The organism is Thermohahella caldifontis (genome assembly GCF_041153465.1).
Classification (GTDB): Bacteria; Pseudomonadota; Gammaproteobacteria; order Pseudomonadales; family Oleiphilaceae; genus Thermohahella; species Thermohahella caldifontis.
In genome coordinates this window covers 2,436,917-2,462,136 of the sequence record NZ_CP154858.1, presented here as the reverse complement: position 1 = coordinate 2,462,136, position 25,220 = coordinate 2,436,917, and the positions used below count along the sequence as shown (strand labels likewise).

Below are 25,220 nucleotides of genomic sequence, written 5' to 3'. Positions count from 1 at the left end.
ATGCACTTTTCTACTGTCGCACGCATACTGGGCCTGCTGATCATGGTGTTCAGCTTCACCATGATCCCGCCCATCATCGTGTCCGCCCTGTACAACGACGGGCACATGCAGCCCTTCATATCCGCCTTCATCCTGCTGCTGGTGACCGGAACCCTCGTCTGGGCCCCTTTCAGCAAGGCACATCAGGAATTGCGTGTGCGCGACGGGTTCATCATCACGTCCCTGTTCTGGCTGACGCTGGGTATCAGCGGGGCAGTGCCCCTCATGCTCAGCGAAAATCCTCACCTGAGTGTGGCCGATGCCATCTTCGAATCCGTTTCGGGGCTGACCACCACGGGCGCCACGGTCATCACCGGTATTGACGCCCTGCCCAAGTCCATTCTCTGGTACCGCCAGCAACTGCAGTGGCTGGGTGGCATGGGTATCATCGTTCTGGCGGTCGCCATTCTGCCCATGCTCGGTATCGGAGGCATGCAGCTCTATCGTGCCGAAGCGCCCGGCCCGGTGAAGGACACCAAGCTGACACCCCGCATCACCGAGACCGCCCAGGCCCTGTGGTATATCTATCTGGGTCTGACGGTGGCCTGTGCCCTGGCCTATTATCTGGCCGGCATGGACGCCTTCGATGCGATTTCGCACAGCTTTGCCACGGTCGCCATCGGGGTTTTTCCACCCACGATGCCTCCATCGGCTACTTCAACAGCCCGCTGATCGAGATGATTGCCATCATCTTCATGTTCATTTCCGGCATCAACTTCGCCCTACATTTCATGGCTTGGCGACCCAAGGCCTTCAATCCCGGTTTCTACCTGCGCGATGCCGAATTCCGTTTCTACGCCGCGCTGCTGGCAGGTGCCAGCGTGATCACCATCGGCTTTCTGATTGCCACGGAAACCTATGCCCCCTTGGAAGCCGTGCGTCGGGGACTGTTTGAAGTGGTCTCCATCGCCACGACCACCGGATTCGGAACGGCGGACTTCTCCGGCTGGCCGCTGGCGCTGCCCTTCCTGCTGCTGGTGCTGTCATTTGCCGGAGGCTGTGCCGGATCCACCGGCGGGGGCATGAAAGTCATCCGTATCCTGCTCATCTACAAGCAAGGCACGCGGGAGCTGATCCGCCTGATCCACCCCAATGCGGTGATTCAGGTCAAGCTGGGCCGGCGCATCGTCTCCGAGCGGGTGCTCGAAGCCGTATGGGGGTTCTTCTCCGTCTACATGTTCATGTTCACGCTGATGCTGGTCATCCTGCTGGCGCTGGGACTGGATCAGATCACCGCCTGGTCGGCGGTGGCGGCCACCCTGAACAATCTGGGCCCGGGCCTGGGCGACGTGGCGCTGCACTACGGCAACCTGCCGGATCTGGCCAAGTGGGTGCTGAGTTTCGCCATGATTCTCGGGCGGCTGGAAGTCTTCACCCTGCTGGTCCTGTTCACCCCGGCATTTTGGCGCCGGTAAGCCGGTTTTTGTTCAAAACGGCGCAATGGTTCAAAAAATCCCGCGCAACCTTCCGGTAAAGTACGGATACATACGGTCACACAGCGGAAGGATTCATGGTCACGCACATTCGGAAACTGGCTTGCGCAACACTCATTGCCGCGCTGACGGGCTGCAGCAATGATGGCCCGCCACCGGAACCGCCCAAGGCGGTCAAGCCCGAACCCAAACCCCAGGTCGTGCTGAATGTGGCGGATTTTCCGGCCATCGAATACACCTACTATCTGAAATCCCGGACCAGCGGGGTCAACAGCATTTACCGGCTGGCCGTGGGCTCCACCACCGTGACGCGAGTGAACATCAGTGATCAGGCCCAGTTCTACCGCCCGGAGGTGTTTCTGGGCGAATCCCGCTACACCACAGCCTGGGCATTCATGGAAGATGGTGGTCGCCTCTTCCGGCTGGACCCTGCCGACGAAACGCCAACCCAGATTTCCTCGCTGAACACCAAGCTCTGTCCGGGCAAGATCAACAGCTTCCAGAACGGCGTGGGCCTGTCCTCCCTGACACTGGTGGTTCAGGCCGCGGGGACGGACGCCATATGCGGGACCGCAGACGATACCTGGTATGAAACCCCGGCCGATGCCGCGCCCACGGATGCCCCGGCAGGCAGCTACCGGCATCGCCTGGAAGGGCTGGCCCTGAATGCGTCCGATGGCAGTCTGACCGGCTTTGCGGAGGCTGTGGATACCGGTATTCGCCTTTACGACAGTGCCGGCAACGAAAAAGCGACGTTGAGCACCACAAGCGGTGTAATGGATGCCTGGCAGCGTGGTGACGGCGATTTCTGGATCCGCCGGGGGCCCGACGTATACCGGGTTCCCGTGACGCTGATGACAGAAGGGACGGGAACGTCCACGCTGGTGCACCGCTTCAGCCAGACGCCCGCTTTCGTTGAACCGGTACCCGCAATGACGGGAGATGCCAATACACTGCTGGTGGCGGTTGACGGACATTCCGTAGTGACCATTGCGGAAGACGAAACCGTCAATTCCCTGGTGGCTGATTTATCCGGTGCTCTGGATACTCCGGAATCTCTGGCGGCGTACAGCAATGCCTGGTTCTACATTCAGGGCCAGCACGGTGGCAGTGATACCCTGATTGCCGTCAACCGCACGGATGGAAGCGTCGTGTCCGTGGCCGGCAACCTCAAGGGCGATGTGGTCGCAGTGGATGGCTACCTGTTCTACAGCACTCATGACGGCACCGATTACACCGGTTTTGTCTGGAGTGAAGCGACGCAGTCAGTCACCACGACTCTGAACAACGCCCGCTGGGTACGCATGCCTGTGTATACGGAAGACGGGCGGGAAACCCGGTTGCTGCGCTACTACCGTTACGATCAGGGCGACAACAGACCCGTCAAACGTATCCTGAGCTGGGTGGAACCCGTCAGCTTGGCTGAATACGCCCAATACGGACAACTGGTGGAAGATTCGGACGTGCTGGATGTGGATGCGGCCAACAAGACCTGGACACTGATGCTCATTCATGCCAAGTCCGGTGTCTCAACGCTCGACTCGGTCTACAGCCTGAATCTCTCTTCCGGTAACTCGCTCAAAGGCACCAGTGTCAGCGTCGATCCCGCATCCGGTGACAGCATTCGTTTCAGATAAATCGCAATGCCACGAGCAACCGGCGGCTCAGGTCAGCCGGTTGCGATCATAGAAATGGGGCAAGCCCTTCTCCGGCCGGCGCTTGAAACGCTTGTATTCCCACTGATACTGGGCCGGGGCTTTGCGCACCAGGCTCTCGATGGCCGTGTTCATGGCAGTCAGTGCGGTGGGCAGGTCGTCCGCGTAGAAGGCTTCCGGCACCGGCTCGGAAACGATACGGAACCCGCCCGGTGTTCTCAGGGCTGCCGCAACCACCGCCCGCGCACCGGTACGCCGGGCCAGCTTGGCGGCCAGCGTCATGGTATTGGCCGCAATGCCGAAGAAGGGTGCAAACTGTCCGGCACTGAAATCCGGCTCCTGATCCGGCAGAATACCCACCGTGCCCCCCTCGCGCAGGCAGCGCGTCAGCTGCATGACGCCACGACGATCGGTGGGGTGAAGCGTGGCACCCGAGCGTTCCCGGGCGGCGCGCATGTAGGGTTCCAGCCAGGTCTGATGGGGCGGGGCATAGAGGCTGGCCATGCGTGGCTGTGTCTGGCCGAGCCAGAGCCCCAGTACTTCCCAGTTGCCCAGGTGAGGTGCCAGCACAATCAATCCCCGCTCGTCCGCCGTCAGTGCCTGGGTGTCCTCCACCGTCTCGATATGGCTCAGCACCTTGTCCACCGGCTGCTCCCATGACCAGGCCATTTCCAGTCCCGTCCGCACGGTTTCCACCAGGGATGCCCGGACCAGCGCCCGCTGCTCCGGATCCGTGAGTTCAGGAAAGCACAAGCCGATGTTGATACGTGTGACCCGTGCCGGGCCGCTGCCACTGACAAGGAGCATCGTCCCGATCCAGCGACCCAGACGCCTGAGCGTGCTCAAACGACGGCGGCCCAGCCACCTGAACAGGCGCAAGGGGAGCGGGGAGACGGGCTGGGTCATGGTTTTGTTCACCGATTCACGTCACCTGCCGCTGTCGCGGCTGCATTGGGTTGATTCGCGGGGTATAATCAGGCGTTTTATTCTACAGGGCATTCTGGTTTTTAACAAAAGTGGTGAGGCCGTGAGTCAAGCGAAACAACCCGATATCAAGACGTTCCAGGGCCTGATCCTGGCGTTGCAACAATACTGGGCGGAGCAGGGCTGCGTCGTCCTGCAGCCGCTGGACATGGAGGTGGGTGCAGGAACCTTTCACCCGGCCACCTTCCTGCGAGCCATTGGTCCCGAGTTCTGGCGTGCTGCCTACGTGCAGCCCAGCCGGCGTCCCACCGATGGCCGTTATGGCGAAAACCCCAACCGTCTGCAGCACTACTACCAGTTCCAGGTCGTGCTGAAGCCCTCGCCGGACAATATCCAGGATCTCTACCTGGACTCCCTGCGTGCCCTGGGGATTGACCCGCTGGTTCATGACATCCGGTTTGTCGAGGACAACTGGGAATCACCCACACTGGGGGCCTGGGGTCTTGGCTGGGAGGTCTGGCTCAACGGCATGGAAGTCACCCAGTTCACCTATTTCCAGCAGGTGGGCGGCCTCGAGTGTTATCCGGTGACCGGTGAAATCACCTACGGTCTGGAGCGGATCGCCATGTACCTGCAGGGTGTGGACTCGGTGTATGACCTGGTCTGGACCCACGGACCGGATGGCGATGTCACCTACGGCGACGTCTTCCATCAAAACGAGGTGGAAATGTCCCGCTACAACTTCGAGGAGGCCGACACCGACTTCCTGTTCCGCCTGTTCGACCAGTGCGAGGCCGATTCACAACGACTGATGGAGAAGGGATTGCCCCTGCCGGCCTACGAGATGGTGCTCAAGGCATCCCACACGTTCAACCTGCTGGATGCCCGCCACGCCATCTCCGTGACCGAGCGTCAGCGTTTTATCCTGCGGGTGAGAACGCTGGCACGGGCCGTTGCCCAGGCCTACTTTGACAGTCGTCTGAAACTGGGCTTTCCGCTGGCCCCCGAGGCGCTGCGCCGTGAAGTCATGCAAGCGAATGAGGAGAACGCATCATGCAGGTAGCCGATTTTCTGGTCGAACTCGGAACAGAAGAACTGCCTCCGAAGGCACTCCTGTCCCTTGCCCGCGCATTTGCAGAGGGGATTGAAAACGGCCTGCGCCAGGCCCGTCTCGACATGGGGCAGGTCAGACATTTTGCCGCGCCGCGACGGTTGGCGGTCAAGGTCAGCAGCCTGGCGGTTCGTCAGCCGGATCAGGTCATCGAGCGCCTGGGGCCTGCCGTGGCCGCCGCCTGGCAGGAAGACGGTACACCCACGAAGGCCTGTGAAGGCTTTGCCCGCTCCTGTGGTACCACGCCCGATCAGCTCATCACTGTCGAAACCGACAAGGGTGCCCGGGTCGGCTACCGCACCACAGAATCAGGCAAGCCCACAGCCGAACTGTTGCCGGAGATTGTCAGTCAGGCTCTGGATGCGCTGCCCATTCCCAAGCGCATGCGCTGGGGTGCCCGCCGTGTGGAATTTGTCCGCCCCGTGCACTGGCTCGTGATGCTGCTTGGTGAAGAGGTGGTGCCCGGCACAATACTGGGCCTGGAGGCCGGTCGGGAAACCCGGGGACACCGCTATCACGCCCCTCAGGCCCTGTCGCTCACATCACCGGCCGATTATCCGGACAAACTGGCTGAAAGCGGCTATGTCCTGGCCGATTTTGAAGCCCGTCGTGAACGCATTCGCCAGCAGGTCACCGATATCGCCCGCCAGACCGGTGGTCAGGCCGTGATTGATGATGCCCTGCTGGATGAAGTGACGGCACTCAACGAATGGCCTGTTGCCCTGCTGGGGAATTTCGAGGAGACCTTCCTTGAAGTCCCTCAGGAAGCGCTGATTTCCACCATGAAAGAGAATCAGAAGTATTTCCATGTTGTGGATGATCAGGGCCGCATGCTGCCGCACTTCATTACCATCGCCAACATTGAAAGCCGGGATCCGCGTCAGGTCGTGGAAGGCAACGAGCGGGTGATCCGTCCGCGGCTGTCCGATGCACGCTTCTTCTTCCAGACCGACCGCAAGGTTCCCCTGACCGAACGGCTGGAAAGTCTGCGTTCCATTGTCTTCCAGAAGGATCTGGGTACGCTGTATGACAAGGCGGAGCGCATGTCCCGTCTGGCCGGCCACATAGCCGCGCTGATCGGCAGCGACCCGGAACAGGCCGCATTGGCGGCACGACTGGCCAAGGCCGACCTCGCGACCGAGATGGTGCTGGAATTCCCCGAACTTCAGGGCATCATGGGCGGCTACTATGCCCGCCATGAAGGCTACCCCGAGGCTGTTGCGTCCGCGATCCGGGAGCACTACCAGCCCCGTTTTGCCGGGGATGCCGTGCCCGCCAACGGCGTCAGCCAGGCCGTTGCGCTGGCCGACAAGATCGATACCCTGGTGGGCATCTTCGGTATCAACCAGCCCCCCACGGGCACACGCGATCCCTTTGGTCTGCGCCGGGCAGCACTGGGTATCCTGCGCATCATCATTGAAAACGCACTGCCGGTGGATCTGCAAGATCTCTACCGTGAAGCGGCCTCCCTGCACGGCAACCTGCCCAATGCCAATGCGGTGGAAGACGCCGTGAACTATACCCTAGAACGCCTCTTCGGCATTTATGAAGAGCAGGGGATTCCCACTCCCGTTGTGCAGGCGGTCATGGCCAAGCGGCCCACGGCGCCGCTGGATTTCGATCGTCGCGTTCTGGCCGTGGCAGCCTTCCTGGCCCGCGAAGAGGCGGAAGCGCTGGCAGCGGCGAGCAAACGGGTGGGCAATATCCTGGCCAAACAGGCAGAAGGTGACCTGCCAGCCTTTGATCCCGTCAAACTGACAGATGAGGCCGAGAAAGCCCTCGCAGAGGCCCTGGATCAGGTGGAGCAGGAAGTCTCGCCATTGCTGACCGAAGGCCGTTACGGCGAAGCCATGGCGGCACTGGCCCGTCTCCGGGCACCTGTGGACCGGTTCTTTGATGAAGTCATGGTCATGGCGGAAGAGCCGGATCTGCGGGCCAACCGTATCGCGCTGCTGGGCCGTCTGCACAAACTGCTGACCTGGACGGCGGACATCGCGCATCTGCAGGCAGCCAAATGACAGAGAGCATACGCTGGGTCATTCTGGACCGCGACGGTGTCATCAACCGGGACTCGGACAATTATGTCCGCAGTCCCGATGAATGGATTCCGTTGCCCGGAAGTATCGAGGCCATCGCGCGTCTCAGCCGGGCCGGCTTGCCGGTGACGGTGGCCACCAATCAGAGCGGTCTGGCCCGCGGCTACTTCGACGCGTCCGCGCTGGAGGCGATGCACCGGAAACTGGTGGGCCTTGTCGAGGCAGCTGGCGGCCGGATTGACGCCATCGCATGGTGCCCGCACGGCCCGGAGGACGGCTGTGACTGCCGCAAGCCGCTGCCCGGGCTCATTGATCGGTTGGCCGAGAAAACCGGTCTGAGGCCCGCTCAGGCGCTTCTGGTGGGTGATAGTATCCGCGATCTTGAGGCCGGCCGGGCACGGGGCTGTTCACTGGCGCTGGTCCGAACGGGGAAGGGCCGCAAGAGTGAAACAAAGCTCGCGGAGGCGGGTCTTGGGCACGTGCCGGTGTATAATGATCTGGCCGCCGTGGTCAATGCATTGCTGAAAGAAGGAGACTGAAAGTCATGCACGCACCGCAACAGGATTCGGTCATCTATAACGGATGGCTCATAGCGCGCAGCACCCTGTTCTACACGCTTCTGGTTCCGTTCACCATTTTCTGGTCCAGTGCAGCGCTGGTCTACGGTCCTTTCCTCAACTTCGAACAACGTTCAAGGATCATCATTGCGCTCTGGTGTCGTGCCGTCATGGTGCTGCTCAGGTTGTGCTGCGGCATCCGCTACGAGGTGCAGGGTGCCGAAAACATCCGGCCTGGCAGCATCCTGTACAGCAAGCACGAGAGCACCTGGGAAACCTTTTTCATTCAGACACTGATCCAGCCTCAGACACAGGTCATCAAGCAGGAACTGCTCAACGTTCCTTTCTTCGGCTGGGCCTTCACGCTGGTCAATCCCATCGCCATTGACCGTAGTGACCGCAAGAAAGCCATGGCTCAGCTGATGGCGCAGGGCACCGAACGTCTTAAAGCTGGTATCTCGCTGATGATCTTCCCGGAAGGTACGCGCGTGGATCCGGGGCAGTACAAGCCCTTCACAAAAGGGGGCGCACGACTGGCCATTGCTGCCGGAAAACCCCTGGTACCGATCGCTCACAATGCCGGGGACTACTGGCCCAATGGCCGCCTCATCAAGTATCCCGGTACCATCCGCATGGTCATTGGACAACCCATCTCACCGGAAGGGCAGGACGAGGACAGTCTCACGCGGATCGCCGAGCGCTGGGTACTGGAGACCACGGCAAGATTGCAAGAAGATTCATGGCGTAGCGAACCGGTTTTCGATAAAACTATCGCTTGATTTTTGGCGCAATCCCTTGTATTTTATGCGCCTCATTTGAGAGTCGGCGTGTAGCGCAGCTTGGTAGCGCACTTCGTTCGGGACGAAGGGGTCGGAGGTTCGAATCCTCTCACGCCGACCATTTACCCCCCTCTCAAAGCACTTCTCTTTCGGTACAGCAGCACGTCTGGCATTCGGTTTCGCGTGCTTAGCGGATTTCACTCTGATGTCTCACAGATTTTGCCTTTCCTGGGCATCATTCTGATCCCGTCTTGTTTGATTGCCATCCAACCCATCTTTTCGTTGGCAGCCAAGGGCATTAGCCCCAGAGCATGAGCCTTTCTGTGTCGGGGACTTGAGCTTAGTCAGGCTGATTGACCGAGGTGTCAGAGCACTCAATTGACGCAAAAACTTGCCTCTGACAAGGCGAAAAAAAGACCGTGCCGAGAGATTCGACACGGTCCCGACAGAACCCGATCTAAAGAAGGGTAGAAGTTGGCCCTCCGGGTCCTCAGACGTCCAGGTTGGTTACCGCCAGCGCATTGGTCTGGATAAACTCCCGCCGTGGCTCCACATCGTCACCCATCAGCGTGGCGAAGATCTCATCCGCCGCAATGGCATCCTCAATGGTCACCTGCATCATGCGCCGTGTGGTCGGATCCATGGTCGTCTCCCACAGCTGCTCCGGGTTCATTTCACCCAATCCCTTGTAGCGCTGAATGTTCTGGCCACGCTGAGCTTCCTTCATCAGCCAGTCCAGAGCCTGTTCGAAGCTGGTCACAACCTGCTTGCGCTCGCCGCGCTGCACATAGGCACCCGGTTCCATCAGATCGGTGATCTTTTCACCCAATTCGCGTATCGCACGGTACTGCCCCGAACTGAAAAAGTCGTGGCTCAGCGTAGTCTGGTGCGTAATCCCATGGAGTCTGTGCTGAACCACAGGCTGGTACTGATTCCGCTCCCGGTCGAACTCCACGTCAACCCGATACTGCTCACCGGTGTGGATATCAAACCCGAGCATTTCGTTGAGCTGGTCAGCCCAGGCACGTACCTTGCCTTCGTCCTTGAGGTCCTCCGTTGAGAGGGTGGGGACGTAGATCATGGACTTGAGGATGCGTACCGGATACAGTCGTGACATCTTCTCAATGACGCCCTCCACCATGCGGAACTCATTGACCAGAGATTCCAGTGCAGTGCCCGACAGAGGCGGGGCTTCCGGATTGACGTAAAGCTGTGCACCTTCCAGCGCGGCTTGTGTCAGGTAAGCCTGCAGGGCCTTCTCATCTTTCAGGTATTGCTCCTGCTTGCCTTTTTTCACTTTGTACAGGGGCGGCATGGCAATATAGACATGGCCGTTCTCAATGACTTCGCGCATCTGGCGGAAGAAGAAGGTCAGCAGCAGCGTCCGGATATGGGAACCGTCCACATCAGCGTCAGTCATGATAATGATCCGATGGTAGCGAAGCTTCTCGATATTGAATTCTTCGCGGCCGATACCACACCCCAGAGCGGTGATCAGGGTTCCCACTTCCGCGGATGACAACATCTTGTCGAAGCGCGCCTTTTCCACGTTCAGGATCTTGCCCTTGAGGGGCAGGATGGCCTGGGTCTTGCGGTCACGTCCCTGCTTGGCGGAACCACCGGCCGAGTCACCCTCCACAATGAACAATTCGGAGAGTGCAGGATCTTTCTCCTGACAATCAGCCAGCTTGCCAGGCAGACCAGCAATATCCAGAGCGCCCTTGCGCCGGGTCATTTCACGCGCCTTGCGTGCCGCTTCCCGCGCCCTGGCCGCATCAATCATCTTGTTGACGACGGTCTTGGCGTCCTGCGGATTTTCCTGCAGATAATCCTTGAAGTAGTTACCCATCTCCTGCTCGACCGCTGTCTTCACTTCGGAAGACACCAGCTTGTCCTTGGTCTGGGAGGAGAACTTGGGATCCGGCACCTTGACGGACACGATGGCCGTCAGTCCTTCACGGGCATCGTCACCGGACGTGGCGACCTTGGCTTTCTTGCCCAGATTTTCCTGGTCAATGTAGTTGTTCAGACACCGTGTCAGTGCACTGCGGAAACCGGCCAGGTGCGTACCACCATCTCTCTGAGGGATGTTGTTGGTGAAGCAATAGATGTTTTCCTGAAAACCGTCATTCCACTGCATGGCCACTTCAACGGTGATGCCATCCTCCCGTTCCTTGATGAAATGGAAGACCTTGTTGATGGCCGTCTTGTTCTTGTTGAGATGTTCAACGAAGGCCCGCAAGCCACCTTCGTACTCGAAGGTATCTTCCTTGCCGGTTCGCTCATCCTTCAGATGAATCCGAACGCCGCTGTTCAGAAAGGCGAGTTCCCGCAGACGTTTCGCCAGGATGTCATAGTGGAATTCAATATTCGTAAAGGTAGCAGGTGACGGCTTGAACCATACCGTTGTTCCGGTGCGTTCAGTCTCACCCACCACTTTCAGGGGGCCTTCGGGCACACCATCATGGTACATCTGCTCGTGGATCTTGCCATCGCGATACACTGTGAGGCGCAGGTCGCTGGACAGGGCGTTTACCACGGAAACCCCCACACCATGCAGTCCACCCGAAACCTTGTAGGTGTTGTCATCAAATTTTCCGCCAGCATGTAGCTGTGTCATGATGACCTCTGCTGCCGACACCCCCATTTCTTCATGGATATCGACCGGGATTCCCCGCCCATCATCCGATACCGTGATGGATTCATCGGTATGGATAGCGATGTGAATCTCCTTGCAATAGCCAGCCAACGCTTCATCAATGGAGTTATCGACGACTTCGAACACCATGTGATGCAGCCCGGTACCATCATCGGTATCACCAATGTACATGCCGGGTCTTTTTCGGACTGCATCCAGGCCTTTCAGTACCTTGATACTTGATGAATCGTAGTTATTCGACATGTGTAAACCTTTCGTCAGTCAATTTTGTTACTGGGCTCTCGCAATTGCCCATGTTCCACGTGGAACATCTTCCATTGATCGGAACCCATATCCGGATTCATTCCTGCCTTGAGTGTATCGGGCAGCATATCGGTCAGCGCCGTAATAAACAGCTGCGCACCACTGTCCAGCAGACCACCGAGCAAACGCTTCTGATTCGGATAATCCAATTCCGCTGCCACATCATCAACCAGGACGATTCCGGACTGTCCCGAAACCCTGCGCACCACTCTCAATCTGGCCAACTCAAGCGCCACCGCTACCATTTTCTGTTGTCCTCTGGACAGAAAGCGTCTGGCCCCGAGATACTCGCCATTCACCCGAATCATCAGGTCGGCCTTGTGGGGACCCACCGATGTGTATCCCTGATCCAGATCTCGCTCAAGACATTGCTCCAGCGCCATGCGGTAGGAGAGTTCCCTGGGCCATCCGGACTGGTAATTCAACTCGATCTGGCCCAGTGATTCGGTCAGGCTCTCGTCTTCCTTCAGGGCATTATCCAGTTGCTTCACAAAAGCTGACCTGCTGGTAGTCAGTGCTTCGGAAGTTTCGACGAGCACATCAGTCCACGCCGATAATTGCCGGCTGTCTATTCTACCACTTTTCAGCAAACTATTCCGGTTCTGCAATGCCAGACGCCACCGCCGCCATACCGACCATACGTGATGTTCCACGTGGAACATCCCCGCATCCATGAACTGCCTTCTAAGTTGGGGAGTGCCACTGACCAAAGACAATGTTTCAGGCGTGATCAGCATCAACGGCACCAGTTGCGCCAGCTCGGCGACTGAACCAGGAGTCCTGCCATCCATGCGCCATTGAGTATCCTTCTGGCGGTAACGTTCCATACCGACACGAGACTGCCGTTTTCCATCCCTGAATTCCCCGAATACATGACACCTGTCCTCTCCGAGCCGGATACAGATGTCCAGTTGGGAAGTCCTGAATGACCTGCCCCGGTTAAGGAGGTAAATCGCCTCAAGCAGAGAAGTCTTTCCCGCACCATTGTTTCCGATCACGAAATTGATGCGCGCGGGTCGGATTTCAGCAGAACCCAGATTTCGGAAACCTTCCGTTTTCAGTCGTACCAGATACACAGACTTTCCCGATTCCCGACAACACGGCGTGCATGAAAAAGGGGAGTACACATTCGCACTCCCCTTATCCGTTCTGAACTTCCAAAACCACTTTTGATGAAAAGGAACATCGGCTGTTTATTGCAGACGCATCAACCGTTCATCCATGAACATGTCCATTTCAGGAGCGAGGATATGGACATAGCGGTCAAAATAGAGGAACTGTTTCAGGAGCAAGGCAAATTCCCTTGGGAAATGCAGTCCGTGCTGCTCACCCAGGCGAATCAGATCCATGATCAGGCTGTTGATGTCATCCTCCGTTTCGCGCGCGTCATAGAGAATGGCGGTGTCAGGGACCATCTCGTCAAGCTTGCTGTAAATTCCCCGGATGTCTGCAGCCAGCTTGTCCACATCCACCTGACGCTTGGTGACCCCGATACCGACCATGGCCCTGGCCATGCCATGGGCGTCACCCATGGACACTGCAGTAATGAAGTCGGACATGGACTCCCATGCCCCTTTCGGAATCCGGCCGACAATGCCAAAGTCGATGAATCCCACACGACCATCCTCCAGTACCATCAGATTACCCGCATGCACATCGGCATGGAAGAAGTCACACTGCGTCAGGCTGGCAAACCAGGTGTTCATGGCTGTAATCAGCGTGCGTTCCGGATCCTTGCAAACCTTCCGGATGCTATTGAGGTCGGTCAGCGGAACGCCATAAAAACGCTCCATGGTCAGTACACGCAGGGTGCTGGCCTGTTCATAGACCTTGGGTACCGTGGCCTCGGTAATCCCCTGACGATCCAGAAACTCGCGGAATGTTTTCAGGTTGCGGGCCTCCTGATAGAAATCGCACTCTTCCATCATGGTTTGCTGAATTTCTTCAACAATGTCGGAAAGAGAAGCCCAGGACAATTTCGGTGCCAGTTTCTCCAGCACACGCGCCATGAGCCACAGCATGTTCAGATCGGTCAGCAGTACGGTACGTACCCCGGGCTTCTGAACCTTGATTACCACATCTTCACCAGTCACCAGTCTCGCGGCATGAACCTGAGCAATGGATGCGGAGGCCAACGGTGTGGTATCGATCCATGCATACACTTCATCGAGCGGACGGCCAAGATCTTCGAGCAGGATCTGTCGGATCACGTGAAAGGGCAGAGGCGGTGTCTGATCCAGACACTTCTGAAATTCTTCAACGTATTCCGGAGGGAAAAAGGTCGGCGAGCTGGCAATGAACTGGCCCAGCTTGATGTAGGTAGAACCCAGCGCCTCGAAGGTTTCCCTCAGCAGTCTGGGTGCAGGCGGACGGTCGCCCTGCAGCCAGCGTATCCCCTGACGGGCCACCACCGCTCCGGTCTGTCCGATACGAAAAAGCCCTTTTGCGGCATCGCCCAATGCGGTTGGCCAGTTCATTCCCATTTTTCTGCTCTCCTTGTGAACCTGTCTGTTCAGTTTGTGTATCGCCGGATCAGAGCCGCATGGGCATCACCACATACAGCACATCATCCCGTCCGGACTGAGCCCCTTCGATAAGCGCACTGCTGTTGGGATTGGACAATGTCAGCGTGACCGTGTCATCCGGCAGTGCTGAAATCGCATCAATGAGATAGCCCACGTTAAAACCGATCTGCAAAGGTTCGCCTTCGTATTCCACCTCGATGCGATCTTCGGCCTCTTCCTGCTCGGGGTTGTTGGCATAGACTTTCATGACACCCGGCTCGAGATAGAGCCTGACCCCGCGAATGCTTTCATGGCACAGAATACTGGCGCTGGCGAGCACGTGCTTGAGAGCACCGCGGTCCGCCCGGACGACCTTGTCTCCGTTGCGCGGTATCACGCGATTGTAGTCCGGAAACTTGCCGTCGATCAGCTTTGAGGTGAAGACATAGCCATCGACGGACAGCCGGATATGATGATCGCCGAGTGTCAGCGTGCAGGGGCCATCGCTGTCGGACAGCAGACGCGCCATTTCCAGAACACCCTTGCGGGGTACGATGCACTGCCGGGCAGGTACATCGCCTCCGGAGAGAGGTTCACGCGCCAATGCCAGGCGGTGACCATCGGTGGCAACAGTGGTCAGAACCTGACCACCAAATTCGAACAGCATGCCGTTGAGGTAATAACGGACATCCTGCTGCGCCATCGCGTAGGCTGTCCGATCGATCAGCCGCTTCAGCGTGCCCTGGGGCAGGGTGACGGAAATGCTTTCCGGCTCGTCCTCCACATTGGGAAAGGCATCTGCGGGAAGGGTAGAGAGCGTGAAGCTGGCATGTCCGGCCTGAATATGCATGCGGCCATCCTTCAGCTCGAACCGCACCTGACTGCCCTCGGTCAATGTACGGCAAATGTCGCTGAGCTTGCGCGCAGGGACGGTCACCCGGCCCCCCTGTTCCACGCTCACCTGACTGACCTGCGCGACCAGTTCAACTTCCATATTGGTACCGGTAATCCGCAACCCGTCTTCCAGCGTTTCCATCAGAACATTGGCCAGCACGGGCATGGTATTGCGTTTTTCCACCACGCCGGAAATCAGTTGCAGCGGGGTCAGCAGCAGTTCGCGCTGAATCGTGAATTTCATGTCTGTCACCTTTTTTCTTGTCTCGGGCGTTACATCAGCTTGTCAATGTTCGCAGGAAAGCCTGGTAATCGTCACGGATCGTCGGGTCCTTCTCGCGCAGGTCCGCAACCACCTTGCAGGCATGCAGCACAGTGGTATGGTCCCGGCCACCAAAGGCCTCACCGATTTCTGGCAAACTGTGCTGTGTCAGTTCCTTGGCCAATGCCATGGCAATCTGTCGCGGCCGGGTGATGGAGCGCGTACGGCGCTTGGAAAGCAGGTCCGCCACCTTGAGCTTGTAATACTCCGCAACCGTTCTCTGGATGTTGTCGATGCTGACCTGCTTCTCATGCAAGGCCAGCAGATCCTTGAGACACTCCTTGATGAACGGCGGTGTGATCTCCTGGCCGGTAAACTGGGCATTGGCAATGACCAGTTTGAGCGCACCTTCCAGTTCACGCACATTGGAGCGGATTTTCTGGGCGATGAAAAAAGCAGATTCGGAGCTGAGCTGCACGTTGGACTGCTCGGCCTTTTTCATCAGGATGGCCACCCGCGTTTCCAGCTCGGGCGGCTCGACCATGACCGTCAGCCCCCAGCCGAAACGTGACTTCAGGCGCTCCTCCATCTGATCAATTTCCTTCGGATAGCGGTCGCAGGTCAGGATCATCTGCTGGCCGCCCTCCAGCAAGGCGTTGAAGGTATGGAAGAATTCCTCCTGTGAACGCTCCTTGCCCGCAAAGAACTGGATGTCGTCAATCAATAACGCGTCAACTGACCGGTAAAATCTCTTGAACTCATTGATGGCGTTAAGCTGCAAGGCTTTCACCATGTCCGCCACAAAGCGTTCCGAATGAAGATAGACCACCTTGGCCTGCGGATTGCGGCGCTTGATCTCGTTGCCCACCGCATGCATGAGGTGGGTCTTGCCCAAACCGACGCCCCCATAAAGAAAGAGGGGGTTGTACGCGCCACCGGGATTGTCCGCCACCTGCATGGCCGCAGCACGGGCCAGTTGGTTGGACTTGCCTTCCACAAAGGTACTGAAGGTAAAGTTGGCATTGAGCGCACTTTCGTGGCGGATGGCACCTTCCACTTCCGGTTGCCGGCGGTCGCTGGCCGAGCTCTCCGGACCTTCGCCGGAGTATTCCCCCTCCGCCACTACCGTGCTGGTGTTGCGGCTTTGCACAACCTTTCGGCTGGCAGCGACCGCAGCCGCAGCGGTTTTTTTCACACTGCCGATACGCACCTGCAGTGATACCGGCGCCGACGCAATCTGTGCCAGCAACTCTTCAATACGCGACACGTATTTTTCATTGACCCAGTCCATCACGAACCGGTTGGGTGCGTAGAGCAGGATCGCCCCATCCGCCTCCTGCGCCTGCAGAGGGCGAATCCAGGTATTGAATTGCTGGGGGGCAGTTCTTCCTGCAATATGCTCAGGCATTGCTGCCACACACTTTCTGCCACGCGAGGAGGCCTCCTGTTTCAAACGTGCAGGACGCCCCGTTCCAGGTCAGTGCCCGGAGCGTCACATACGAATGCTGATGCCATCATGAGCAATGGCGCAATGGTTCATCCAATGTGCCCGATTCTAGCCTTTCCGGCCCGCCGCTTCCAGTGGGGTTTTCCCCGGTATTTCGCAGCCTGTGGATATTTCACTCCTTAAAAATCAGTGAATTAACAGTTTGTCCACACCCTTGTTAACAAATCGGACAGGTAAAAATATTTTTCCACAGCCCCCTGTGCACAACCCGCGACAAGCACTGTTGAAACCCTGGGCACGAGAACTGAACAGTTTGTCCTGTGCACAACTGACCGACTTGTACACAGGTTCACCCCCCGTCCCAGGGTGCATTGCAACCACCTTTCCAACACCTTTGTACAGATCGCAACCAACTGTTTTTTCGTGATTTTGCCTGCTTATCCACAGAAATGACCCGCCCTAATCATCATAACCATCACTATCTTTCAAAAAGAAAAAGATTTATTTGATATTTGTTTGCCGATCCCCTAGAATTGCCGTCCCAAATTTGGACACGTGTTTAACCTGTGTGAGTACTCAGTCATGAAACGTACATTTCAACCCAGCGTTCTGAAGCGCAAGCGCACGCACGGTTTCCGTGCACGCATGGCAACCAAGAACGGCCGTCAGGTGCTGGCTCGCCGTCGTGCGAAGGGCCGCAAGCGCCTCTGCGTCTGATTCCAGACGTGGAACACTACGATTTTCCCCGGCAGGTGCGATTGCTGCGCCCCGGGGATTATCGTTTTGTCTTTGACGATCCCGTCGTCAAGGTTCCCCTTCCCGAATTGCTTCTCCTGGCCAGGCCGAATGAACTCGGTCATCCACGCATCGGCATTGTCATTTCCAAGAAAAATGCACGTCAGGCAGTTCAGCGCAATCGTTTCAAGCGTCACGTGCGGGAATACTTTCGCCTGAATCGTCACGAGCTGCCTGGTCTGGACATTGTCTGCCTCGCGCGCCGGGAAATCGTGAACCTGGACAACGCTTCACTACGTGTGCGTCTTGAAAAGGCCTTCCGGAAGCTGAAGGAACGACATGAACGATTCAGGGCAGGCTGATCATCACAAGCCATCGTTACCGGCGCGTATTCTGATCGGGCTGATCCGGCTTTATCAGCTGACACTCAGTCCGTTCATCGGTCGTCAGTGCCGTTTCTGGCCCACCTGTTCCCATTACGGTATGGAAGCCATCCGGACTCACGGTGCATTGCGTGGGAGTGTCCTTACCGTTCGTCGTCTGTTAAGATGCCACCCTTGGTCTGAAGGCGGCGTGGATCCGGTTCCACCGGCGTCGCTATCCTGTCACTGTAGCGAAAGATCTGATCATCCATGAGCTCAACACTGAAACTGTTACGTACCGCAATCATCATTGCCCTGATGGCAGTGGCCTATTTGATGGTTCTGGAGTGGAACCGTGATTTCGGAGACGCGCCCGCGACTTCCTCCGGGTCTTCCACCCCGGCACTCAGCAGCACCGCGTCCAACACCAATCCCCATGGCGAACTGGACACACCCGAAACAGCAGGCGCTTCGCCCGAGGTGTCTTCACAACTGGCTGAAGCTTCGGCGACACCGGTTGTCATCACCACGGATGTATTGCGTCTGACGCTGGATCCGGTCGGCGGAGTGATCCGTTCTGCCGAACTGCTGAAGTACCCGGTGTCCCTCAAGGACAAGTCTCCGTTCCCGCTGCTGGAAACCAGCGATCGCAGAACCTACTTCGCTCAGGTGGCTCTACTGGGCAAGGACGGGTTTTATGACCGCAAGTTCGGTCAACCCCCTCATTACCGGGTCAGTCAGAATACCTGGACACTCCGGGATGGCGAAGAGATTCTGGATATTGATCTGACCTTTGAGAAGAACGGCATTCAGTTGATCAAGCGTTTCACGCTGGCGCGTAACAGCTATGAAGTGAAGGTGCGTTATCTGATCAGCAACCAGAGCGACAAGCCCTTCACCGCCAATCTGGCCACTAAGCTGGTGAGGGATGATTCACCCGATCCGGGCAGTTCATCAGGCATGGGGGCGGTATCTTTCCATGGCCCCGTCTTCTCCACGACCAAAAATCCGTACGAAAAGGTCAGTCTTTCCGACCTGGAAGACGGGCCCGTCAAGGAAACGGATGAGAGTGGCTGGATTGCTTTCATTCAGCATTACTTTGCTGCGGCCATCATTCCGCAGACGGAAGCCATGCATGTCTATCAGGCCAAACTGCAGCAGCAGAACGGCAGGAAGCTCTATCTGACCGGCTTTGTGGATCCTGCCGTGGAAGTGGCGCCGGGTGCAAAGGTGGAGCTGCCGGTCAAGCTGTACATCGGTCCGAAGGTTCTGGATATTCTCGAAAAAGTGGCCCCGAATCTGGACCTGACCGTCGATTACGGCTGGCTCTGGTGGATTTCCAAGCCGCTGTTCCTGTTGCTCAAGTTCATTCACGGACTGGTGGGCAACTGGGGTGTGGCCATCATTTTGCTGACCGTACTCGTCAAGGCCGCTTTCTACAAGCTCTCTGCCGCCAGCTACCGGTCCATGGCGCGCATGCGCAAGGTGGCGCCCGAACTGCAGCGCCTGCGCGAGCTTTACGGGGACGATCGCCAAAAGATGTCCCAGGCCATGATGGAGCTGTACCGCAAGCAGAAGATCAACCCGCTGGGCGGTTGTCTCCCCATTCTCGTGCAGATGCCGGTTTTCATCGCCCTCTACTGGGTACTGCTGGAATCGGTTGAACTGCGCCAGGCACCGTTCTTCGGCTGGATTCAGGATCTGTCCATCATGGATCCGTACTTCATCCTGCCGCTGCTCATGGGCGCATCCATGTACATTCAGACTTCCCTGAACCCGGCACCGCCGGATCCCATGCAGGCCAAGATGATGCGCCTGATGCCGGTGATCTTCACGGTATTCTTCCTCTGGTTCCCGGCGGGTCTGGTGCTGTACTGGCTGACCAACAACATCCTGTCCATTGCCCAGCAGTGGATGATCACCCGGACCATTGAGAAGGAAGGCCTCGGCGCCCCCTCTGAATGAACCTGAAGGCTCAATCCGACGATACCATCGCCGCCATCGCCACCCCGCCAGGCCGGGGTGGGGTGGGGATTGTCCGGGTTTCCGGGCCGCAAGCCGCGGACATTGCCAGGCAGATTCTTGGCCGGTGTCCGCCGCCACGCCAGGCGGTCTTCACCGCTTTTCTGGATGAACAGCAGTCTCCCCTGGACGAGGGCATTGCCCTGTTCTTCAAAGGCCCCAACAGCTTCACCGGTGAGGATGTGCTGGAACTTCAGGGTCACGGCGGGCCCGTGGTCCTGAATCTTGTGTTGCAGCGGGTTTTGGCTTGCGGTGCACGGTTGGCCCGACCGGGCGAGTTTTCCGAAAGAGCCTTTCTCAATGACAAGCTGGATCTGGTGCAGGCGGAGGCCATTGCCGATCTCATCGAGGCGGAGTCCGAACAGGCAGCACGCAGTGCCGTCCGTTCCCTGCAGGGGCAGTTCTCCGACGCCATCCACCGCCTTGTCGACCAGCTCATCGAGCTGCGCATGTATGTGGAAGCGGCCATCGATTTTCCCGAGGAAGAAGTGGATTTTCTGGCTGATCGCCAGGTACAGGCGCGGCTGGATGCAGTGGAGACGGCACTGGAGGCTGTCCGCAAGACGGCACGGCAAGGCCAGCTCCTCAAGGACGGCATGACCGTCGTGATCGCCGGTCGGCCCAATGCCGGCAAATCCAGTCTCCTCAACGCGCTGGCAGGCCGTGAAACGGCCATCGTCACCGAGATCGAAGGCACTACCCGGGATATTCTGAGGGAACACATTCACATTGATGGCATGCCATTGCATGTCATCGATACGGCCGGCCTGAGAGCCACCGAAGACCGGGTCGAGCAGATTGGTATCGAACGCGCCTGGCAGGCCATCGAAAGCGCCGATCGCATCCTGTTTCTGGTTGACGCCACGACCACGGCAGCGACCGACCCTCGTGACGTCTGGTCGGAGTTTCATGAACGCCTGTCCCGCCACGATCACATCACGGTGGTGCGCAACAAGGTGGATCTGACCGGGGAGCCCCCTGGCCTGACGGAAGAAGCGGGCAGGGCGCCGGTGGTGCGGTTGTCAGCCTCCACAGGGGCCGGACTCGACAGCCTGAGAGCGCATCTGACGGATGTCATGGGATTCCGCCAGGTCACGGAAGGCAGTTTCATTGCCCGGGCACGGCATCTGGATGCACTGGCCCGGGCATCCGAGCACCTGAAACAGGCACGGATTCAGCTGGAAACCTGGCATGCCGGGGAACTGATGGCCGAGGAACTGCGTCTGGCCCAGCAGGTGTTGTCCGAAATCACCGGTGCCTTCACCGCAGATGACCTGCTGGGTCGGATCTTCTCTTCGTTCTGCATCGGAAAGTAAGTAGGCGTTTACTTACTTTCTTCTAGACTTTTATTGACAGTTCAGCCGTTCAGGCTTTCTTCTCCCAGGCATATTTCTTCACCACTTCATCCACAGGCGTGTTGGCCAGGTGGTTGGTGTAGTTGCTCATGGTCTTGTGTGCAATGCCGAGGATGATTTCCAGAAGCTGACGGGGTCCGTAACCGGCCTGCTCGAAGCGGGCCATTTCGTCCTCACTGAGGTGCCCGCGGTTTCTCACCAGGGCAACCGTCGTGTCACGCAGCACCTGAAGTTTTTCATCGGCCAGCGGCTCCCCGTTCCGCAACGCTTCAATCAGCGCCGGATCCACCTTCATGGCATGGGCAATCGCAGTATGGGCCGGCACGCAGTAATGGCATTCATTTTCCACATTGATGGCCATCCAGACGACCGTGATTTCCTCGGCGTTGAAGGAAGTCTGGGTAAACAGTTCGCTCAGCTTCTGATAGGCCTCGAGCAACTGTGGGGATTCCGCCATGACGGCATGAAGGCCGGGAATTCTGCCAAATGCCCTGAGTGATTTTTCCAGCAATGGGCGTGAGGCCTCGGGTGCCGTGTCGAGGGTATGCAGTGTGAATTTCATGTCCGTATTCTCCTTCGGGGATGCATTCAGCATTTACAGGTCAGTCAGGCCTTGAACGTTCGTTCAAGGTGCGGACAACTTTAGCTGGACTTGAACGAACGTTCAAGAGAAAATTGAACAGACGTTCAAATGAAGTGAAACCGCCATGAAGCAGGATCGCCAGAGTACGCTCAACAGAGCCATGCAACTGTTCTGGGCCAAGGGCTTTCACGCTACGTCCATGCGCCATCTACAGGAAGCCGTGGACATGCGTCCGGGCAGCCTCTATGCCCTGTTCGGGAGCAAGGAAGGGATCTTTCGCGAGGTACTGCGGCATTACACCGAACGTGGCCAGAAGCAGCTCGAAGCCTGTGTCAGGGGGGCCGGATCACCTCTGAAGGGCCTCGAAGCCTTTTTCCGCAAGATTCTTCTGGAACAGCGACACAGTGCACCCAGTGACCAGTGTCTGCTGGCCAAGACCGTCCTGGAACTGGATGAATCACACGGTGAACTGCTGGAGGAGGCCAGGTCGCATCTGCGTGCCATGGAAGAACGGTTTGCCGCGCTGCTGGCACAGAGCCAGTCCACCGGCGAACTGCCCGGAGAATCCGATCCCCGGATTCTGGCCCGCTACCTGCAGATACAGCTCATGGGCTTGCGCACCTGGGCGCGCCTCAATGACGACGATGCCATGATTGCCCTCCTGGTGGATGAACTGTTCGAGCGATTGCGTTCCGGACAGATACTGGCCACCTTCCAGATCCCGTCACACCTGCAAGGTAATTGACCCGGAGCGGAGTCTGCCCCGCGCTTATCCAGCTCTCACAGAGTTTTTCATTTTTTTCGCTTTCTCACCGGGCAATTTTCCAAACCCTGCCTATACTAGGTTTAAAAACAAGCCCGATACAGGAGAGTGAATCCAATGAGTCTTGAGCGCCTTTTTGATCAAGTCCACAACCTGCCCAACATTCCCAAGGTGGTTCAGGAACTGATCGACAACTTCAACAACCCGGATGTGAACGCGGATGCCATCTCCAAAAAACTGCAGATGGATCAGGTGCTCTCCGCCAAGGTTCTGCGTCTGGCCAACTCGGCCCGCTACGGTGCCGGCCGCAAGGTGGCCTCCATTGACGCCGCGGTGGTCATGCTGGGCTTTGATACCCTGAAGACACTGGTGGTGGCTTCCGGTGTGACCGGTGCGTTCAAGGATGTGCCGGGGCTCGACAAGAAAGCCTTCTGGCGCGACAGCTTCATGGTGGCCAATATCTGCAAGCTCATTGGCAAGCACAGTGCACTGGATCCGGAAGTGGCGTTTACGGCCGGCATGTTGCACAACATCGGTGATGTACTGATTGCCATGGCCGAACCCGAAAAGTGGCGCAAGGTACATGAACTGGTCAAGGAAGGGGGTAACCGGACGGAGTTGGAGCAGAATCAGTTTGGTGTGGATTACACCCAGGTGGGGGCGGAACTGGCGCGGCGCTGGAAATTCCCGGAGGAAATTCAGGACGCACTGGCCAATCAGGCTCATCCGGAAGAGGCGGAACCCTTCAGTGGCCTGGCCGCAGCCATCAAGATCGCCCGCTATGTGAATGATGCCATGGCAGCCGGCAAATCCAGGGAAGAGATTCTCGAAAACTTCCCCATGGATCTGGCCAATCAGATTGGTCTGGATGTGGTCACCTTCTTTGACAAGATGGTGGACATGTTCAATGAGGAAGACGATATCGACAGCCTGCTGTCCTGAGCCCCCGGGGCTGATGCCAGGGGCATCAGCCCTGACATCCTACCGGCTCTGGCCGGAAGTGCCGGTATATAATCCGGTGATGGCCTCCATTCGTTTGAGCATGCTTTCGGTCGTGGACTGAATCACGAAGGGCACAAAGGCCTGGCTTTCCATGAGCTGAAAACCGGCTTTCGAAAACTTCCAGTGGTCTGCGACCCGTGCCAGCTGAGCCCGGATTTCGGGCGTATTGAGGTGTGAGTCGACCAGTGTATTCAGGCTGGATTCGTACAGGGAGACGGCCTGGTCCAGGCGCTCACGATTCACCTGTGCATCCCCGGCTTTCCAGGCCAGCGCCGAATAATACAGCGCAATCCGTTGTGACAGCATGCGTTGTCTTCCTGACAGGTTGATGATTTTCAGCCGTTCTGCCTCACCCTGAGGCGTCTGCTCCAGATCCGTGACCACCTGGTTGGCGGATTTCAGCAATTGTTCTCCGTTCTCGATGAGCGCACCGGCCTGATCGCGACGTGGTGCTTGCAGCAGCGCGACACGAAACCCGTTCCAGAGTGACCGCGTTTCACGAATGTGCGTGTCCAGCTTGTGGCGTGCAATATAGTCTTCCAAGTCTGACAATTGCTCTTCAAACAGCGCGACAGACTCATCCAGTTGCCTGCGCGCCCGTTCCACGGCCACTTCCTGCCCGACAAGCAGCCAGGCCTTGACCATGCGCTGAGAAAGCATCCGTTGCCGGCCTGCCACGTTGATGGCCTCCTCGGCAGAGCGGATCTCTGCCTGTGCTGACCAGCTCCCCAACATGAGGGCCATCACCACAGCCAGACGGAAAAAATGATTTTGAAACAACATGGTACTCTCCTGTACGACAGCGAAGAAGCGCCATATTAAATGTGATGAAGATCACAGATGATTTGATTTGAATCATGAAAAGAACATTCAACCGACGCCGAAGGTGTCTATACTTCAGTCACAATCCAGCCAAATACCGGAAATGCCCATGCCACAGCCCGGCCATATCCTCCACGAGTCCGACAGCCATCTCTGTATCCAGTTTCACGACCTGGTATCCGGTGCCGGTGTTCAGGCCAACCAGTTTCTGATCATTCGTCATGGTGAAGGTCTGCTCATGGAGCCCGGGGGGCAGCGCGTGTATCCTGCATTGCTTGAAGCGGTGCGATACTACCTGCCGATTGACCGTCTGCGCTATGTCTTCGTCAGCCACCAGGACCCGGATATTGCGGCCTGTGCCGGGCAGTGGCTGGACATCAGTCAGGCCACCCTGATCGCCTCGAGGCTCTGGTCCCGCTTTCTGCCCCATTTCACCGGCCTGAAGGATTACCGGGACACCCTGTATGAACGGCTGCTGGCGGTTCCTGACGAAGGCATGCGGATTGGCTTCGGACAGGATGAAATCGTGCTTCTGCCGGCTCACTTCCTGCATTCGGTAGGTAATCTCAACCTCTACGACCCGCTGTCCGGTATCCTGTTTTCAGGCGACATTGGTGCTTCCCTGTCTCCACAGGATGCCAATCGACCTGTGGATGATCTCACGCTCCACGGTCTTTACATGAAAGACTTCCATCAGCGTTACATGAGTTGCGGCAAGATTCTGCGGCTCTGGGCACACATGGTACGGGAGCTTCAGCCGCGCATGATTGTGCCTCAGCATGGCGGCTATTTTGCGGATCCAGAAACCATCGAAGCGTTCCTCAACTGGCTCGAGACGCTGCGTTGCGGTGTGGATCTCATGACCCAGGAAAATTACCGCATTCCCTGACTCTGTGGATAAGTGGACGCTAACCGGGTTGCGGATGTGGATAAATGTTGAGGCCATCAACAATATCCGGTTTTGATATTTATT

At 57.7% G+C, this 25,220-nt stretch carries 20 protein-coding genes, 1 tRNA gene and 2 pseudogenes; 15 read left to right on the top strand and 8 right to left on the bottom strand.

Annotation, left to right across the window (positions count from 1 at the left end; genetic code table 11):
* Together AAIA72_RS11895 and AAIA72_RS11890 are read left to right on the top strand one after the other, a co-directional pair.
* Positions 1 to 1,454, top strand: a pseudogene (locus AAIA72_RS11895) (TrkH family potassium uptake protein).
* A 95-nt stretch (positions 1,455 to 1,549) separates the two neighbouring features.
* Positions 1,550 to 3,109, top strand: a complete 1,560-nt coding sequence (locus AAIA72_RS11890) for a hypothetical protein (RefSeq protein ID WP_369600535.1) — start codon at positions 1,550 to 1,552, stop codon at positions 3,107 to 3,109.
* A gap of 27 nt (positions 3,110 to 3,136) precedes the next feature.
* Here AAIA72_RS11890 and AAIA72_RS11885 read toward each other — a convergent pair whose 3' ends face one another.
* Positions 3,137 to 4,033 (bottom strand): lysophospholipid acyltransferase family protein, encoded by an 897-nt coding sequence (locus AAIA72_RS11885; RefSeq protein ID WP_369600534.1) that lies wholly within the window; start codon positions 4,031 to 4,033, stop codon positions 3,137 to 3,139.
* 121 nt (positions 4,034 to 4,154) lie between these two features.
* Here AAIA72_RS11885 and glyQ point away from each other — a divergent pair, with 121 nt between their 5' ends.
* The 5 genes from glyQ (at position 4,155) to AAIA72_RS11860 (ending at position 8,655) form a co-directional block, all read left to right on the top strand.
* Positions 4,155 to 5,114: a glycine--tRNA ligase subunit alpha gene (glyQ, locus tag AAIA72_RS11880; RefSeq protein ID WP_369600533.1), complete on the top strand. Its 960-nt coding sequence runs from the start codon at positions 4,155 to 4,157 to the stop codon at positions 5,112 to 5,114.
* Positions 5,105 to 7,180 carry a glycine--tRNA ligase subunit beta gene (gene glyS, locus AAIA72_RS11875; RefSeq protein WP_369600532.1) on the top strand — a complete coding sequence of 692 codons (2,076 nt, stop codon included), beginning with the start codon at positions 5,105 to 5,107 and terminating at the stop codon, positions 7,178 to 7,180. Before glyQ ends, glyS begins: the two co-directional genes overlap by 10 nt.
* Positions 7,177 to 7,737 (top strand): D-glycero-beta-D-manno-heptose 1,7-bisphosphate 7-phosphatase, encoded by a 561-nt coding sequence (gene gmhB, locus AAIA72_RS11870; RefSeq protein WP_369600531.1) that lies wholly within the window; start codon positions 7,177 to 7,179, stop codon positions 7,735 to 7,737. Before glyS ends, gmhB begins: the two co-directional genes overlap by 4 nt.
* A gap of 5 nt (positions 7,738 to 7,742) precedes the next feature.
* Complete coding sequence (locus AAIA72_RS11865) at positions 7,743 to 8,534, top strand: lysophospholipid acyltransferase family protein (protein ID WP_369600530.1); 792 nt, start codon at positions 7,743 to 7,745, stop codon at positions 8,532 to 8,534.
* A 44-nt stretch (positions 8,535 to 8,578) separates the two neighbouring features.
* Positions 8,579 to 8,655, top strand: a tRNA-Pro gene (locus AAIA72_RS11860).
* Positions 8,656 to 9,024: 369 nt separating this feature from the next.
* Here AAIA72_RS11860 and gyrB read toward each other — a convergent pair.
* From gyrB to dnaA, 5 genes and pseudogenes are all read right to left on the bottom strand, one after another.
* The gene (gene gyrB, locus AAIA72_RS11855) at positions 9,025 to 11,436 is read right to left on the bottom strand and encodes a DNA topoisomerase (ATP-hydrolyzing) subunit B (RefSeq protein ID WP_369600529.1); all 2,412 of its coding nucleotides are present in this window, start codon (positions 11,434 to 11,436) and stop codon (positions 9,025 to 9,027) included.
* 14 nt (positions 11,437 to 11,450) lie between these two features.
* Entirely contained in the window at positions 11,451 to 12,572 is a 1,122-nt protein-coding gene (recF, locus tag AAIA72_RS11850) for a DNA replication/repair protein RecF (RefSeq protein WP_369600528.1), read from the bottom strand.
* A 117-nt stretch (positions 12,573 to 12,689) separates the two neighbouring features.
* Positions 12,690 to 13,973, bottom strand: a complete 1,284-nt coding sequence (locus AAIA72_RS11845; RefSeq protein ID WP_369600527.1) for an ABC1 kinase family protein — start codon at positions 13,971 to 13,973, stop codon at positions 12,690 to 12,692.
* Between the two features lie 55 nt (positions 13,974 to 14,028).
* Complete coding sequence (dnaN, locus tag AAIA72_RS11840; protein ID WP_369600526.1) at positions 14,029 to 15,138, bottom strand: DNA polymerase III subunit beta; 1,110 nt, start codon at positions 15,136 to 15,138, stop codon at positions 14,029 to 14,031.
* A 34-nt stretch (positions 15,139 to 15,172) separates the two neighbouring features.
* Positions 15,173 to 16,587, bottom strand: a pseudogene (gene dnaA / locus AAIA72_RS11835) (chromosomal replication initiator protein DnaA).
* A 598-nt stretch (positions 16,588 to 17,185) separates the two neighbouring features.
* Between dnaA and rpmH the strand changes: the two are divergent.
* The 5 genes from rpmH to mnmE are packed head-to-tail and all read left to right on the top strand — an operon-like array spanning position 17,186 to position 21,038.
* Positions 17,186 to 17,320 (top strand): 50S ribosomal protein L34, encoded by a 135-nt coding sequence (rpmH, locus tag AAIA72_RS11830; protein WP_369600525.1) that lies wholly within the window; start codon positions 17,186 to 17,188, stop codon positions 17,318 to 17,320.
* An 8-nt stretch (positions 17,321 to 17,328) separates the two neighbouring features.
* Positions 17,329 to 17,700 carry a ribonuclease P protein component gene (rnpA, locus tag AAIA72_RS11825; RefSeq protein WP_369600524.1) on the top strand — a complete coding sequence of 124 codons (372 nt, stop codon included), beginning with the start codon at positions 17,329 to 17,331 and terminating at the stop codon, positions 17,698 to 17,700.
* Positions 17,678 to 17,974, top strand: coding sequence for a membrane protein insertion efficiency factor YidD (gene yidD / locus AAIA72_RS11820; RefSeq protein ID WP_369600523.1), 297 nt, complete (start codon positions 17,678 to 17,680; stop codon positions 17,972 to 17,974). Before rnpA ends, yidD begins: the two co-directional genes overlap by 23 nt.
* Entirely contained in the window at positions 17,971 to 19,665 is a 1,695-nt protein-coding gene (yidC, locus tag AAIA72_RS11815) for a membrane protein insertase YidC (RefSeq protein WP_369600522.1), read from the top strand. Before yidD ends, yidC begins: the two co-directional genes overlap by 4 nt.
* Positions 19,662 to 21,038 carry a tRNA uridine-5-carboxymethylaminomethyl(34) synthesis GTPase MnmE gene (gene mnmE / locus AAIA72_RS11810; RefSeq protein WP_369600521.1) on the top strand — a complete coding sequence of 459 codons (1,377 nt, stop codon included), beginning with the start codon at positions 19,662 to 19,664 and terminating at the stop codon, positions 21,036 to 21,038. Before yidC ends, mnmE begins: the two co-directional genes overlap by 4 nt.
* A 49-nt stretch (positions 21,039 to 21,087) precedes the next feature.
* On the opposite strand, the gene AAIA72_RS11805 is transcribed toward mnmE, so the two are convergent.
* Positions 21,088 to 21,639 (bottom strand): carboxymuconolactone decarboxylase family protein, encoded by a 552-nt coding sequence (locus AAIA72_RS11805; RefSeq protein ID WP_369600520.1) that lies wholly within the window; start codon positions 21,637 to 21,639, stop codon positions 21,088 to 21,090.
* 145 nt (positions 21,640 to 21,784) lie between these two features.
* On the opposite strand from AAIA72_RS11805, the gene AAIA72_RS11800 reads away from it, so the two are divergent.
* Both AAIA72_RS11800 and AAIA72_RS11795 read left to right on the top strand, forming a co-directional pair.
* Entirely contained in the window at positions 21,785 to 22,405 is a 621-nt protein-coding gene (locus AAIA72_RS11800) for a TetR/AcrR family transcriptional regulator (protein ID WP_369600519.1), read from the top strand.
* Between the two features lie 135 nt (positions 22,406 to 22,540).
* The gene (locus AAIA72_RS11795) at positions 22,541 to 23,365 is read left to right on the top strand and encodes an HDOD domain-containing protein (protein ID WP_369600518.1); all 825 of its coding nucleotides are present in this window, start codon (positions 22,541 to 22,543) and stop codon (positions 23,363 to 23,365) included.
* 39 nt (positions 23,366 to 23,404) lie between these two features.
* Here the strand turns inward: AAIA72_RS11795 and AAIA72_RS11790 are convergent, their stop codons facing one another.
* Complete coding sequence (locus tag AAIA72_RS11790) at positions 23,405 to 24,208, bottom strand: type IV pili methyl-accepting chemotaxis transducer N-terminal domain-containing protein (protein WP_369600517.1); 804 nt, start codon at positions 24,206 to 24,208, stop codon at positions 23,405 to 23,407.
* A gap of 148 nt (positions 24,209 to 24,356) precedes the next feature.
* On the opposite strand from AAIA72_RS11790, the gene AAIA72_RS11785 reads away from it, so the two are divergent.
* A complete protein-coding gene (locus AAIA72_RS11785) occupies positions 24,357 to 25,136 on the top strand; it encodes an MBL fold metallo-hydrolase (protein ID WP_369600516.1) in 780 nt (259 codons plus the stop codon).
* The last annotated feature ends 84 nt before the right edge of the window (positions 25,137 to 25,220 follow it).

Coding starts and splice junctions, on each gene's coding strand:
- AAIA72_RS11890 (WP_369600535.1), top strand. CDS start 1,550: ATGGTCACGCACATTCGGAAACTGGCTTGCGCAACACTCATTGCCGCG.
- AAIA72_RS11785 (WP_369600516.1), top strand. CDS start 24,357: ATGCCACAGCCCGGCCATATCCTCCACGAGTCCGACAGCCATCTCTGT.
- AAIA72_RS11790 (WP_369600517.1), bottom strand. CDS start 24,208: ATGTTGTTTCAAAATCATTTTTTCCGTCTGGCTGTGGTGATGGCCCTC.
- AAIA72_RS11865 (WP_369600530.1), top strand. CDS start 7,743: ATGCACGCACCGCAACAGGATTCGGTCATCTATAACGGATGGCTCATA.
- glyS (WP_369600532.1), top strand. CDS start 5,105: ATGCAGGTAGCCGATTTTCTGGTCGAACTCGGAACAGAAGAACTGCCT.
- AAIA72_RS11885 (WP_369600534.1), bottom strand. CDS start 4,033: ATGACCCAGCCCGTCTCCCCGCTCCCCTTGCGCCTGTTCAGGTGGCTG.
- AAIA72_RS11795 (WP_369600518.1), top strand. CDS start 22,541: ATGAGTCTTGAGCGCCTTTTTGATCAAGTCCACAACCTGCCCAACATT.
- rpmH (WP_369600525.1), top strand. CDS start 17,186: ATGAAACGTACATTTCAACCCAGCGTTCTGAAGCGCAAGCGCACGCAC.
- mnmE (WP_369600521.1), top strand. CDS start 19,662: ATGAACCTGAAGGCTCAATCCGACGATACCATCGCCGCCATCGCCACC.
- AAIA72_RS11845 (WP_369600527.1), bottom strand. CDS start 13,973: ATGAACTGGCCAACCGCATTGGGCGATGCCGCAAAAGGGCTTTTTCGT.
- gmhB (WP_369600531.1), top strand. CDS start 7,177: ATGACAGAGAGCATACGCTGGGTCATTCTGGACCGCGACGGTGTCATC.
- yidC (WP_369600522.1), top strand. CDS start 17,971: ATGAGCTCAACACTGAAACTGTTACGTACCGCAATCATCATTGCCCTG.
- yidD (WP_369600523.1), top strand. CDS start 17,678: ATGAACGATTCAGGGCAGGCTGATCATCACAAGCCATCGTTACCGGCG.
- dnaN (WP_369600526.1), bottom strand. CDS start 15,138: ATGAAATTCACGATTCAGCGCGAACTGCTGCTGACCCCGCTGCAACTG.
- gyrB (WP_369600529.1), bottom strand. CDS start 11,436: ATGTCGAATAACTACGATTCATCAAGTATCAAGGTACTGAAAGGCCTG.
- AAIA72_RS11800 (WP_369600519.1), top strand. CDS start 21,785: ATGAAGCAGGATCGCCAGAGTACGCTCAACAGAGCCATGCAACTGTTC.
- AAIA72_RS11805 (WP_369600520.1), bottom strand. CDS start 21,639: ATGAAATTCACACTGCATACCCTCGACACGGCACCCGAGGCCTCACGC.